The following is a 13743-nucleotide window of genomic DNA, read 5'->3' as shown; positions in this document are numbered from 1 at the left end:
CCGAGGCCTTGCAAGAGTACCGCAAAAGTATCCCATTTAACAACAAACCGATGGAAATTCCCTTTTAATGGAATGACAGGAAGAATCCCATCACCATCACGGGAATCACGGCGGGAGAGAGAATCGTTGGCCAAAAAAGCAGCCCCACCAACCCCAGCAACCCCCATACCGTTCTACGTCGCCAACGCCAGGCACGCTCCCAGCGGTTCCATTCATCCCGCGCGCGGGAGGGACTGCCCACCTGCCACATCAAGGCCAAGGGATATAATCCCCCACTCCAATGCAGCAGAGCCAAAGCGCGGAATGCTGCCACGCCTCCCTGCGTATCCCCCAGACGCCCAATGATCCTGGGTGCCCACTGGAGAATCCACTGTCCGCCCCAGAGTTGCTGGGCCCGTATCATTTCCACTGCCAAGGGGTGCCACATACTCTTTCACTTGACCTCTCCAGGAACCCGGAGGCGCGGCAGGCAACCCCAGATCACCCCTTGTCCGGAAAAGAACCCCAGATAATGCAAATCTTCCAGACGGGTCAACCAGCCTTCGGGAATCAGGGGAACCTCCTGCCACTGCCGTTGCAGCATGGCACCCGCGCGAGGTTGACCCTGCCACCAATACCGGGGAGCAGGGGCCGTCGTCCCTGCCTGACGTTTCTGGATCTGGACCCGGCCGGCCCGATCATTCAGCGTTCGACAAGATTCCGCATCCAGGGTACGAAATACCAACAGGTGGGCCGCATTTCCCACCATCATGCGGGCTGGAGCCATTCCCCCCATGGCCACCTCGAGATCGGTCAGGGTTTGAACTGCCAACGTCACCTGCATATCGCACTCACGTCCTTTATTGAGTAATTGCACAAACGTTTCTCCCGACAGTTCCGCTGCTTCATCCACAAAAATTCGCACCGCAGACCGTTGCACCGTGGAAGCACGGTAGCGATCCCCCGCCAGGGCCGCCAGTTCCCCCAATACCAGCGTTCCCAACATCTGAGCCACCCGCGCATTAGACAAGGCCCCCAAGGATACGTACACCACTGCACGTTGCTCGATGAGTTCCTTCAGGGTGAAACGTTTCCTCCCGGAATCACTCCCCAACAACGTGCCCAGGACACCGGTGGCGAGGATTTCCAGAAGGGGCAATAGCGACACGATCATCTTCGAGTAATGCACGGCATCATGTCGGGCCAGGTGGTCCATACCCACGCTCAGCGTATGCTCCCGTCCCCACCGCTGCCAGCATGTCCGAACCAGTTGCCGGCCCTGGTCCCCCACATGAAAACGCAGGCTTGAAAAGGTCAGGGATTCATTCAATCCACGCAGGGCGGCAATGATCCGAAACAGGGTCATCCAGGCAAACTGGCCAAACACCGTTGCGCGTTCCGCGAGGGGCAAGAGTTGGCACAGGCGACTGGCCAGTTCCGAGGGATCTCGTCCAGCCGCCAGAACATCGAGGCAGCCACCCTGATGGGGATGGTGGGCATCGATTTCCAGATACACACGATGCCGTTGAAGCGCTGCACTTTGCAAGCAACGAGGGAAGGTCTCCCCTCCCTTGGGATCCAATACGAGCACGGTGTCCCCACGGGCCAAAGCCTGTAGGGCCATCAACAAAAATGCCTGGGTTTTCCCAGTCCCTGGCGCCCCCAGCACGATCATATGTCCACGCCCCTGGTTATCGAGCCAGACGGGACGATCTTCCCGCACCGGTGACAACTGATGGGGTTCTCCCATACTGGCATCCCAGTGCCGTTGCAAGCGGATGGCATCCCAGGGACCTCCCCACCCAAGCCAAAGCGCCGTCCGATGGTTTCGGATTCGCCGGAACAGGGAGTGGATACTGATTTCCCCGGCGGCAAAACGTCCTGATCGAAACAGGAGACGGTGTCGCCACATATCGGCACCACTGGCCAACATCAGAAGGTGGGTACTCAGATGCACAAACCAGGGGCCGTCCAAACCACTCCATTGACCAATCCACCGGAGACTCAAGGCAGCCAATCCCCAGCGTCCCCAGAAACGCAGGAAATAGCTAACCCCCGCCCCCATTTCAAGGTGATGCATGGGTCTGAAACCATTCCGAGATCCACCTCTGCCAGAGTGGGCTGGGACATACCGCAGAGACCCTGCGCTGCAGCAAGGGATGCCAACGCTCGATTCCTTCCGCCGGGGAGTGGCCCAGTACGCCCCGCGTCTGCCAGTACAGACACATCTCCCGAGATTCGGAGGGCAACGTGCCTCCTTCTGCGCCCAATCCCCGACGAAGATCTTCTCCAACCCTGGGCCAAAGCAGATACCACAGGCCGGCATCCTGCCAAATTCGACCCGGTTTCTGGCGTGGATCCCAAAGACCTTGAGTCAACAACCTGTCAGCCACCTGCCATTCCATTCCCCGTTCTTCCGCGGAGGTCCCGACCTCACTGCGTTCCACGGGATACAACGCCTCCTTACTTTGCTGCTCCAGCCAGAGCCAGGTTTCTCCTGCCAGAATGCGCCCTGCCAGATGATCCTCACCCTGCCAGGACAGCGTCTCACTTCCCCGTGGTTCAAGCCAGACCTGGTGGTTTCCCTGATGGGCACACCAACGCGCCAGTCCGGCCGAGAAGCCGCCCCACCGACGTTCCCTTTCCACCTGACCCACAGGGGTCACCTGCCAGAACACGATGGCCCCATGCAGTTTTCGAATCAGCACCTCGAGGGTCCGCAGGCAGCATTCCTGCCCCGAAGTTCCCGTCCAGAAGGGCGCATGAAGCGATTCCTCGAGAGTGGAAGCCAAAATACCCGGCAATGGGGGCGACTCCCCTGGATGAAAGGTGTCCGGACAGGGCAAGTTCAGAACCCACTCGCTCATGCGTTCCACGGAAGGAAGCAGTACCCGTTCGAAGAGTTGAACTTCTCCGGCAAAACGGGCGGCCATCTGGTGCAGGGTCGAATGCAACAGAGGGCGGCAGCGGATTGCCGGGTGAACGGTCCAAAGAGTCATGGCTTGCCCCCCTGCAAACGCAGAGGCGCATTACCAGAGGATCTCTGTCGGCGCTGTCGACAGGGATCACAGCGGTATCCCTGGCGCAATCGACTCCAGGGTTGCACATAGAGACCTTGGCACCCCTGACACCGACATTGTTGCAAGTGACGCATTTCCAGGGACTTGACCAGCCACCAGGCACGATCCAGAGTCAGGCAGGGGGACAAGCCACAGGAAAGAATCACATCGCGCCACTGGCTATACCCTTCCATAAGCGATGTACAGGCATCTTCCTCCTCCCCCACCAAATTCTTTACTCTGGAATAAATTTGGCAAAATAGCGAAGACTGGAGGAGATGCTTGCGCCTCAGGTACCATTGGTCCGAATTGGGAACCTGCCCCTTACGCGGAGATTCCCCATTGATTTCAAGAGACAGCTTCCGCAGGAACCAACTGGACAAATGGGTCAGGTCCGCAACCACGGGCACCCGTGCCCCCAGTTCCAGCAACCGTTCGGCCTGTCGGTAGCGCCGGATCTCCTGCTGCAAATCACGTTTGGTAGCCATGATCGCGCTCCCCTTCGCCCAGCAACAGAGCACGGGGCAAAGCCGCATCCGTCCCCATGGCGTATTGGCCCAAACATTCCCAGACCCGCATCGAACGCCAGCGTAGCCCCACCAAAAGTATGGGTGACTGGGCCAGATGATGGATTTCGGCGGCGGACATCTCCAACACCAAATCTGCCACCGGTGGGAGCAACCCAAGATTGAGGAGGCCCTGTAACCGGTCGCGCTGCAATACTTCGCGCGCCAGATACAACATGCCCAGATTGATTTCCGCAAAAGATTTGGCAAACCTGCTCATTACCATGACCTCCTTTCGTTTATCGTCAAAATTTCCCGTACCGGGAATCCTGACTATAAGGAAAGAAAGCCTGCTGCCCCAAGGGGCGAATGGGATTCCGAATTCATTGCCCATGAACCGGTCGGCAAAAATCAGTTCCCTGTAAATTTACAGGTGTGACAATCGTACCCCGTAAAGAAAAAAGAATCCTTTTCCCCCAGGGGATGCGTCCCTGTACACAAGGTCAGCCTGAAAATCTTCGGCGTTGCCCGGCCCTTCAAATTTTGGGAAGGGTGACGCCGTGCTGTCCCTGGTACTTTCCGCCCCGATCACGGTAGGATACGTCACAGGTCTCATCCGATTCAAAAAAGATGACCTGGGCAACGCCTTCATTGGCGTAAATCTTGGCAGGGAGCGGAGTGGTATTCGAAAATTCCAGAGTGACGTACCCTTCCCACTCGGGTTCGAAGGGGGTGACATTGACGATGATGCCACACCGGGCATAGGTAGACTTTCCCAAACAGATCGTCAACACCGTGCGTGGAATGCGAAAATACTCCACCGTTCGGGCCAGGGCAAAGGAATTGGGCGGAATGATGCAAACCGGCGCCTTGACATCCACAAAGGAGTTGGAATCAAAATTTTTCGGGTCGACGATGGTGGAGTTGATATTGGTAAACAGCTTGAATTCGTCCGAACAGCGAATATCATAGCCGTAACTGGAGGTCCCATAGGAGACGATCCGTTGCCCATTCACCTCTTTGACCTGTCCCGGCTCGAAGGGGTCGATCATGCCATGTTCTTCAGCCATACGCCGAATCCAGCGATCCGCTTTGATACTCATCCCGATCTCCTCAACCACCACTCCGCCCCGGAAAGAGCCCTCCCTCTCCGGGTCCCTCTGCTCAAGTATTCTGCACCACGATCCTGGGAAACTTGACACTGGGGTTCTCACTCCGCTGCGCCACTTTGAGGGCCACGCGTTGCGCTATTTTACGATAGGTCTGGGCCAGAGAGCCATGGGGATCGGCAATCACCGTGGGTTTTCCCGAATCGGTCTGTTCCCGGATGCGGATATCGAGGGGCAATGCACCGATCAGTTCCGTACCAAAGTCGGCACACATACGCTCAGCCCCTCCCTTGCCAAAGATGGATTCCTCGTGGCCACAGTTCGAACAGACATGGGTACTCATATTTTCCACCACCCCCAGAATGGGAACCCCCACCTTTTCGAACATCTTGAACCCCTTGCGCGCATCGAGGAGTGCGATGTCCTGGGGAGTGGTCACGATCACTGCGCCAGTGACGGGAACTTTCTGGGCCAGGGTCAACTGGACATCCCCCGTTCCCGGCGGCATATCGACGATCAGATAATCCAGATCATCCCAATGGGTGTCGCGCAACAGTTGTTCCAGCGCCTGGGTCACCATGGGACCCCGCCACACCATGGGCTGATCAGGGTCGATCAGGAAGCCCACCGACATGGTCTGTAACCCATGCCCCATGAGGGGCTTCATGGATTCCCCATCTTCATGGGTTTCCGGATTCCCATGAATGCCCAACATGGTGGGCTGGGACGGGCCATAAATATCCGCATCCAGCATGCCCACGCGGGCACCCTCGGCCTGCAGGGCCAAGGCCAGATTGACGGCAGTGGTGGACTTGCCTACTCCACCCTTGCCGGAGGCCACGGCGATCACGTTGCGAATCCCCTTGATCGGCGCAAGCCCCGCCTGCACCGCATGGGCCTTGATCCGGCTGACCAGGGTGACCGTAACCGCCGTCACCCCTTCAAGGCTGCCGAGTTCCTTGCGTAACCCCTGAATCACGGCTTCCCCAAGAGTCGCCACGGGATAGCCTAAAGCTACCGTCACACTCAGGTGGCCCTGGTCCTGACTCAATGCCTGCAAAGCCTTGGGCCCCAAGGGCTTACCTGTATTAGGGTCGATAAAACCCTGAAGACGTGCTTCTGCGGCGAGATTGGGCATAATTTCTCCTGAATCAATGATGAGAGGACGGTTTAACGAATCATTATAGTATGAGTCTCGAAAATCCCGCACCGGATTGATACAATGTCGGATTGCCAATCATCATCGGCCCCGTTTGGGCAGCTTTTGCAACCGGGTCAATTTCTCAGGATTACTCATGTCTCGCACCCTTCTCGTCACCAGCGCACTTCCCTATGCCAATGGCAGCATCCACCTCGGCCATCTTGTGGAACATGTCCAGACGGATATCTGGGTCCGTTTTCAGCGGATGCAGGGACATACCGTTCACTACTTTTGTGCGGATGACACCCATGGAACACCGGTCATGCTGGCCGCCAAAGCACGGGGATTGACCCCGGAAGCCATGGTTGACCTCGCCCATGCCGAGCATCTGGCAGACTTTCAGGGGTTCCACATCGAGCAGGACCTCTATTACAGTACCCACTCTCCCGAAACCCGGCACTATGCCACAGAGTTATACCTGCGCCTCAAGCAGAAAGGTCTGATCACCGTCCGTTCCATCGAGCAATTCTATGATCCCGTGGAAGCCATGTTCCTGCCGGATCGCTTCATCAAGGGCACCTGTCCGCGCTGCAAGGCCCCCGACCAATATGGCGATAACTGCGAAGTCTGTGGTGCCTCCTATGCCCCCACCGACCTGATCGAACCCCGTTCTGCCCTGTCCGGCGCCATCCCCGAACGGCGTCTGTCCGAACACCATTTTTTGCGACTGGCGGCGTGTGAGGACTTTCTGCGCGCCTGGACCCGCTCGGGGACCATTCCCGAAGAAGCCGCCAACAAACTGGATGAATGGTTCAAAAGCGGACTCACAGATTGGGATATTTCGCGGGACGCCCCCTACTTCGGCTTTGAAATCCCGGACGCCCCAGGGAAATTCTTTTATGTGTGGCTGGATGCCCCCATCGGCTACATCGGCACCTTCAAAAAATTGGCGGAAATGCAGGGGCTGAATTTTGAGGAGGCCTGGCGGGCCGACAGTCCCTGGGAACTCTACCATTTCATCGGCAAGGACATTCTTTACTTTCATGCCCTGTTCTGGCCTGCCGTACTGCACCAGTGCGGACTGCGTCCACCCACCCGCCTTTTCGTGCATGGTTTTCTCACCGTCAATGGCCAAAAAATGTCCAAAAGCCGGGGTTCCTTCATCACCGCCCGGCACTATCTGGAACGCCTGGACCCCAATTACCTGCGCTATTATCTGGCCGCCAAGTTGAATGGCAGCATGGAAGACATCGACCTCAACCTCGAGGATTTCACGGCCCGGGTGAACAGTGATCTGGTGGGCAAATACATCAATCTAGCCAGTCGCAGCGCCGGTTTCATCACCAAACATTTCGACGGTTACCTGTCCGTTTCCCTGCCCCCTGCACAAACAGCCCTCATCACCCAGTTCCAGAACCAGGCCACGGCCATTGCCCGGTCTTACGAAGCACGGGACACCAGTCGGGTGTTGCGCGACATCATGCAACTGGCCGACCTCGCCAATCAGTTCGTTGACCAGCACAAGCCCTGGGAGTTGGCGCGCGACCCGGCGCAGACCTTAGCTCTCCAACAGGTGTGCAGTACAGTGCTGGAGTTGTTTCGCCTGCTCACCCTGTACCTCAGACCCATCCTTCCGCGCATTGCAGAAGACGTCGAGCGTTTTCTGGACATTCCGCCTCTCTCCTGGGCCGATGTGACCCATACCCTGGTGGGGGGGCACCGCATCCGGCCCTATACGCACCTGATTACCCGCGCTGATCCCGCCAAAGTAGGCGAACTGGTGGGGGCAAACCCACCGCTGCCCAAGTAATGAAGGACGAGGATGAAGCCTTCATGGGCGAAGCACTGAACCTGGCCCAACAGGCCGCCCAGGCGGGGGAGGTGCCCGTGGGTGCCCTTCTGGTCCAGGAGGGCAGAATTCTCGGGTACGGACATAATTCCCCCCTGAGCGCCTGCGACCCCAGTGCCCATGCGGAAATGCAAGCCATTCGCATGGCTGCCCGCACCCTGAACAATTATCGTCTGCCGGAATGCACCCTGTACGTCACCCTCGAACCCTGTTGCATGTGCGCCGGCGTCATTCAACATGCCCGTCTCAAACGGGTGGTGTATGGGGCGGCCGACCCCAAGACCGGAGCCTGTGGCAGCGTGGTGGACCTCTTTTCCGACCCTCGCCTCAACCACCATACCCAGATCCTCGGCGGGGTCTGCACCGAAGCCTCGGCTGAATTGCTCCGCAGCTTCTTTCGAGCGCGCCGATCGTGAGCGCGCCTTCTTTCATCCATCTGCGCCTGCACAGCGAATTCTCCATTTCTGACGGCCTGGTGCGCATCGACGAAGCCGTGGAACTGGCGCGCTCCCTGAATATGGGGGCCCTGGCCCTGACCGATCTCAACAATCTGTTCGGCTGGGTTCGTTTCTACCTGCAGGCCCGCAAGGCCGGCCTCAAACCCATTGCCGGCGCGGAAGTCTGGATCGCTTCGGACGAAGACCACCCTCATCCTTTCCGGATCGTCTTGCTGGCACGCACGCTCCCCAGCTACCACACGCTCTGTCGCCTGCTGTCGGCAGCCTGGCGCGAACATCAGGCACAGGGCATTGCTTATGTGCCCCTTGCCCTGCTGGCCCAGGAAAAAGAAGGACTTCTGGTCCTCTCCGGGGCGGACCAGGGAGATGTGGGTCAAGCCCTGAGTGCGGGGCAGTGGGACCTGGCCCGGGAACGGGCCCTGGCCTGGAAAACCCGGTGGGGGGATGACTACTATCTGGAACTTCAGCGGATCGGCGACCCGATGCGCGACCGACTCTGCGAACCCACGGTCCAACTGGCTGCTGAACTGGATATTCCCGTGGTCGCCACCCACCCCATCCAGTTTCCCGCACGAGAGGATTTCAAGGCCCATGAAGCCCGCGTGTGTATCGCGGAAGGTCGCCTGCTGGCAGATCCAAAACGCCCGCGTCTTTTTACCCCGGAGCAGTATTTCAAGTCCCCGGACGAAATGGCCGAACTGTTTCGTGACATTCCTGCAGCCCTTGCCAACTCGGTGGAGATTGCACGCCGCTGTTCTCTGGAATTGACGCTGGGGAAGCCCCGTCTTCCCGATTTCCCCACCCCCGACGGCATCACCCTCGACGATTTTCTGCGCCAGCAGGCCCACGAGGGCCTGGAACGCCGCCTGGCACAACTGTATCCCGATGAAACCCTGCGCCAAAAAGAAACCGCCACCTATCGGGAACGTTTGGATTTCGAGTGCCAGACCATCGTTCAGATGGGATTTCCCGGCTATTTCCTGATCGTGGCAGACTTTATCAACTGGTCCAAACATCATGGCGTGCCGGTGGGCCCTGGACGGGGATCGGGGGCAGGATCACTGGTCGCTTTCAGCCTGGGGATCACCGATATCGATCCCTTGCGGTATGACCTGCTCTTCGAGCGCTTCCTCAACCCGGAACGGGTATCCATGCCTGACTTTGATATCGATTTCTGTCAGGACGGACGGGACCGGGTCATCGACTATGTCAGGGAACGCTACGGACGGGATTCTGTAGCCCAGATCGCCACCTTCGGTACCATGGCGGCCAAGGCCGTGATTCGGGATGTCGGACGGGTACTGGATCTACCCTATAATTTTGTGGACCAACTGGCCAAGCTGATCCCCTTCGAAATTGGCATGACCCTGGCCAAGGCCCGTGAACAGGAACCCCAGATCAACCAGCGCGCTGCCCAGGAAGAAGAGGTCGCCGAATTGCTGACCCTGGCCGAATCCTTGGAAGGTCTCACGCGCAATGTCGGCATGCACGCGGGAGGCGTGCTGATTGCCCCCGGCAAATTGACTGACTTCACCCCGCTCTACCAACCCGAAGGTTCGGAAGCCGTAGTCAGTCAATACGACAAGGACGATGTGGAAAAGGTTGGTCTGGTCAAGTTCGACTTTTTGGGGTTGCGCACCCTCACCATTCTCGACTGGGCGGTGCGCCATATCCAGGAACGGGCGCGCACCCCCGAGGAACGGCACTTCACGGTAGAACAGATTCCCCTGGACGATTCCAAAACCTATGCGCTCTTCGGCAGTGGCAACACCACCGCCGTCTTCCAGCAAGAATCGCGCACAGCCAAGGATATGGAAAAACGGCTCAAACCCGACAACTTTGAGGACATCATCGCCCTGATGGCCTTGAATCGTCCGGGGCCGCTCCAGTCCGGCATGGTGGATGACTTCATTCTGCGCAAACAGGGCAAGGCCGTCGCCGAATATTTCCACCAATCCCTGGAACCGGTTTTACGCCCCACCTACGGAGTCATCGTCTATCAGGAGCAGGTGATGCAGATCGCCCAGATCCTGGCAGGCTATACCCTGGGGGCCGCCGATCTGTTACGTCGCGCCATGGGAAAAAAGGATGCGGTGGAAATGGGTCGGCAGCGCAGTCGTTTCATCGAAGGAGCCACCACCCGTGGAGTCAGTGTCAAGTTGGCCACCCAACTCTTCGATCTGATGGAAAAGTTTGCCGAATATGGGTTCAACAAATCCCATTCGGCCGCCTATGCCCTGATTTCCTATCAGACCGCCTGGCTCAAGACCCATTACCCTGCCGAATTCATGGCCGCCACCCTGTCCGGAGATCTGGACGACACCGACAAGGTCGCGCTCTTCGTGGCCGATGCTCAGCAAAACGGATTGGTCATTCTGCCCCCGGACATCAATACGTCGGATTACCGTTTTCGTCCCGCCGGGGAAAAAACCATCCGGTATGGCCTCGGCTCGGTCAAGGGTACGGGGGAAGGGGCGGCTCTTGAAATCCTCAGGCAACGCAGTGGCTCCCCCCCTGAACCCTATCGAAGTTTGTTTGATTTCTGCCGGCGGACGGACAAACGCAGCGTCAATCGTCGGGTCATCGAAGCCTTGATCAAGGCGGGAGCCTTCGATACCCTGCACCCCAACCGCGCCGCCGCCCTCAATGCTGTGGAATCTGCTCTCAATCATGGGGAACAGGCCCAGCGTCATGCCCTGCAAGAAGGTCTGTTTGATGCGCTGGCAGAATCGGCCTCGAAGGACCCTCCCCTGCCCCCCCATCCCGAGTGGTCACCCAACGAGCAACTGACCCAGGAAAAATCCGTGCTGGGCTATTACTTCAGCGGTCACCCCTTTACGCACTACCGTCCCCAACTCCAGCACTGGGGATTGACCCCTCTGGATCAGTTGGCCCCCCGTGCCGAGTTGATTCGGGTGGCCGGAGTGGTGGTACAGAGCAGGGTCCAGCAAACCCGGCGCGGACGCATGGGAATGGTTACCCTGGATGATGGTTCGGCCCGTGTGGAAATCACCGTATTCAGTGAATTATTTGATCAGGTACGGCCCCTGCTCAAGGAAGATCGACTGCTGGTGGTGGAGGGTAAGGCAACCCTGGACAACTTCACCCAGGGGGTGCGACTCACCGCCGAACAGGTCCTGTCCCTACCCCAGGCCCAGACTCGCTTTGCGCGCCAGGTTACCCTGGAAGTTTCCCACAGCCAAAGCGCAAAAACCCTTGCTCTCCTGAAAGAACTGAAGCCTTCTTTCCAGCCTGGTTCCTGTGCTTTTGTGCTGCGCTACTGCCGTCCCGAGGTGGAGGCTTCCCTCCGCCTGCCTGACTTTCAACTGGATGAAGCCTTATGGGACCTGTTCCGCGCACGCTTTGGCGAAACCGCCCTGACGCTTGATTATGGAAGCCGTCCGATCAGCGAATGACGCACTGTTTTTACTGCGTCTCGAACCAGGCGTCCTGATCGACGAACCAGTCTCCTGCGCCCACCTGCCCCACCGGGAAACGTTGCCCCTGATCCAGAGCCTGCAGGATGGCGCGTTTACTCCCCCCCGTCACCAGAAAAACCCGTCGACGGGCTTGCTGCAACAGGGTCAAGCCCAGGGAAATGCGTTCGGGAGGAGGTTTTGGCGCGGAATACTCGGGCACCACCGGCGCTTGGGACAACAGGCTGGCATGCCCCGGAAACAGACTCGCCGTATGACCGTCTTCACCCATCCCCAGCAATACCAGATCAATGCCCCCCAACGTCTCCAGCACCTGGGCATGATGGGCACTACCGACCTCGGCCCCCCATTCCGCCCGCATGGGCTCGAAGCGGGCCGAACGGGGTCCTTCGGCCTGAAGCAGGGTATTTCGAATCAAGGTATCGTTACGTTCCGGATGGTCCACGGGAAGGCATCGTTCATCGCCCAAAGACAAGTCCAGACGCTGCCAATCCAGAACTTCCCTGGCCATCTGACGATAACAGGCCGCCGGGGTTTTGCCACCCGCCAGCACCCAATGAAAGCGGGGAGCCTGCGCCAGGCCCCTCCGGAGGATCTGCACCAGATGCTCCGTGGCGCCCAATGCAAGGGACTCCGGATCGGGGTACAGGTACACCCGACCATGGTCTTTCCAGAGAAAGGTTTGCATGAGGAGTACGACCTCAGAAGGGGTGCAGATCGGCTCCCGACGGATCGAGACCGTGACGCCAGAATTGATCTTCGTGGGAAAACAGACGGTAGGTGCCCCGGGGTCCCCAGGTTCCCGCCGGGTAGGTCTGGATGAACTCCCGTTCCGTGGCCCATACCTTGAGCACCGGATCCACGATTTTCCAGGCCGATTCCACCTCATCGATCCGCAAAAACAGGGAATGGTCGCCCTTGATTACATCCAGCAATAATTCTTCATAGGCGCTGTAATCGGTTTCATCGCCTTGCCGGTAGGTGGCATCCAGACTCAGGGTGCGGGTCTGCAACTCGAGTCCCGGCATGCGGACCTGCATCTCCACGCGCAAACATTCATCCGGTTGAATGCCCATCATGATCCAGTTGGGCTGTGCCGGTCCTGACCGTATGCCCCGCAACAAATCCTGGGGCGGTGTCTTGAACCGGATGTAAACCGCCGAACTGTTCTCGGCCAGCCGTTTTCCGGTACGCAGGTAAAACGGCACGCCCGCCCAGCGCCAGTTATCGATATACAGTTTCAGGGCAGCGTAGGTTTCAGTGGTACTGTCGGAGGCTACCCCGGATTCTTCGCGATACCCCGGAACGGTTTCGCCATGAACCGCCCCCCCGACATATTGGGCGCGAAAGGCCTGGGCATGCACCGCATTGGGGGGGATGGCGCGAATCGACTGCAACACCTTGACCTTTTCGTCCCGCAGATGCTCTGCCTCCAGGGAAACAGGCGGTTCCATGGCCACCAGGGTCAGCACCTGCAACAGGTGGCTCTGGATCATGTCGCGCAGGGCCCCCGCACCTTCATAATAATCAGCGCGTCCCTCAATGCCCAGGGTCTCCGAGTGGGTAATCTGCACATGATCGATGTGATGATGGTTCCACAGGGGTTCGAGCAGAACATTGGCAAACCGGAACACCAGAACGTTCTGAACCGTTCCCTTGCCCAGATAATGATCGATGCGATAGATCTGATGTTCCTGCAAGTGCCGATATAAGCCGGCTTGCAGGGTCTCGGCGCTCAGCAGGTCATAGCCGAAGGGTTTCTCGATCACCACCCGGCGCCAGCCATTCTTTTCCTGCAGCAAACCCTGGGTGCCCAACTGGTCGATGATGCCCGGATAATCCGCCGGACGCACGGCCATGTAGAACACATGATTGGAGGGAAATACGCCCCCGTCCTTCAACGTCACCTGGAGTGCCCGATAGGACGCGGCATCACTGGGGTCGATGCGTTGATAATGCCAGCGGGCCAGAAACCCCTCGATCAACGCATCCCGTTCCTGGGGAAATAGTTGCTGAATCTTGACGCGCCAGGAGTCCTGATCTTCCTCCTCGAGACTCAGTCCCAGAAACGTCAGCGATGCCGGCAAACGTCCCAGACGTTCCAACTGAAACAGGGCCGGAATCAACTTGCGCCGCGCCAGATTGCCTGCAGCCCCGAAAATCACCAGGGTGGTCGGTTCGAGTTCCTTCATGGGCATCTCCTGT

The 13743-nt window shown here is 58.5% G+C and carries 11 protein-coding genes and 1 pseudogene; 3 read left to right on the top strand and 9 right to left on the bottom strand.

From position 1 onward, the window contains the following. Positions 1 to 64: 64 nt before the first annotated feature. From HO274_RS11540 to apbC, 7 genes are all read right to left on the bottom strand, one after another. Positions 65 to 427: a hypothetical protein gene (locus HO274_RS11540; RefSeq protein WP_273119819.1), complete on the bottom strand. Its 363-nt coding sequence runs from the start codon at positions 425 to 427 to the stop codon at positions 65 to 67. A 6-nt stretch (positions 428 to 433) separates the two neighbouring features. After that, entirely contained in the window at positions 434 to 2059 is a 1626-nt protein-coding gene (locus HO274_RS11535) for a type IV secretion system DNA-binding domain-containing protein (RefSeq protein ID WP_273119817.1), read from the bottom strand. After that, positions 2046 to 2978, bottom strand: a complete 933-nt coding sequence (locus HO274_RS11530; RefSeq protein WP_031596316.1) for a hypothetical protein — start codon at positions 2976 to 2978, stop codon at positions 2046 to 2048. The genes HO274_RS11535 and HO274_RS11530 overlap by 14 nt, the downstream gene beginning before the upstream one ends. Then, a complete protein-coding gene (locus tag HO274_RS11525; RefSeq protein ID WP_031596315.1) occupies positions 2975 to 3526 on the bottom strand; it encodes a FlhC family transcriptional regulator in 552 nt (183 codons plus the stop codon). Before HO274_RS11525 ends, HO274_RS11530 begins: the two co-directional genes overlap by 4 nt. Then, the gene (locus tag HO274_RS11520; RefSeq protein ID WP_031596314.1) at positions 3510 to 3824 is read right to left on the bottom strand and encodes a flagellar transcriptional regulator FlhD; all 315 of its coding nucleotides are present in this window, start codon (positions 3822 to 3824) and stop codon (positions 3510 to 3512) included. The genes HO274_RS11525 and HO274_RS11520 overlap by 17 nt, the downstream gene beginning before the upstream one ends. 256 nt (positions 3825 to 4080) lie before the next feature. Then, positions 4081 to 4647 carry a dCTP deaminase gene (dcd, locus tag HO274_RS11515; RefSeq protein WP_031596313.1) on the bottom strand — a complete coding sequence of 189 codons (567 nt, stop codon included), beginning with the start codon at positions 4645 to 4647 and terminating at the stop codon, positions 4081 to 4083. A 61-nt stretch (positions 4648 to 4708) separates the two neighbouring features. Further along, positions 4709 to 5791 (bottom strand): iron-sulfur cluster carrier protein ApbC, encoded by a 1083-nt coding sequence (gene apbC, locus HO274_RS11510; RefSeq protein WP_031596312.1) that lies wholly within the window; start codon positions 5789 to 5791, stop codon positions 4709 to 4711. A gap of 157 nt (positions 5792 to 5948) precedes the next feature. Between apbC and metG the strand changes: the two are divergent. From metG to dnaE, 3 genes and pseudogenes are all read left to right on the top strand, one after another. Then, positions 5949 to 7586, top strand: a pseudogene (metG, locus tag HO274_RS11505) (methionine--tRNA ligase); the annotation flags it as partial. Positions 7587 to 7603: 17 nt separating this feature from the next. Then, positions 7604 to 8059, top strand: coding sequence for a tRNA adenosine(34) deaminase TadA (gene tadA, locus HO274_RS11500; RefSeq protein WP_031596308.1), 456 nt, complete (start codon positions 7604 to 7606; stop codon positions 8057 to 8059). Then, positions 8056 to 11517 carry a DNA polymerase III subunit alpha gene (gene dnaE, locus HO274_RS11495; RefSeq protein WP_273119809.1) on the top strand — a complete coding sequence of 1154 codons (3462 nt, stop codon included), beginning with the start codon at positions 8056 to 8058 and terminating at the stop codon, positions 11515 to 11517. Before tadA ends, dnaE begins: the two co-directional genes overlap by 4 nt. A gap of 10 nt (positions 11518 to 11527) precedes the next feature. Here the strand turns inward: dnaE and pgl are convergent, their stop codons facing one another. Next, positions 11528 to 12226 carry a 6-phosphogluconolactonase gene (gene pgl, locus HO274_RS11490; RefSeq protein ID WP_273119807.1) on the bottom strand — a complete coding sequence of 233 codons (699 nt, stop codon included), beginning with the start codon at positions 12224 to 12226 and terminating at the stop codon, positions 11528 to 11530. Positions 12227 to 12239: 13 nt separating this feature from the next. Further along, complete coding sequence (gene zwf, locus HO274_RS11485; protein WP_273119805.1) at positions 12240 to 13730, bottom strand: glucose-6-phosphate dehydrogenase; 1491 nt, start codon at positions 13728 to 13730, stop codon at positions 12240 to 12242. Positions 13731 to 13743 lie beyond the last annotated feature (13 nt).

The organism is Ferrovum myxofaciens (genome assembly GCF_013181415.1).
Taxonomy (GTDB): domain Bacteria; phylum Pseudomonadota; class Gammaproteobacteria; order Burkholderiales; family Ferrovaceae; genus Ferrovum; species Ferrovum myxofaciens.
Note: the sequence above shows the minus strand (reverse complement) of the source record. Positions and strands in the feature narration are given on the sequence as shown.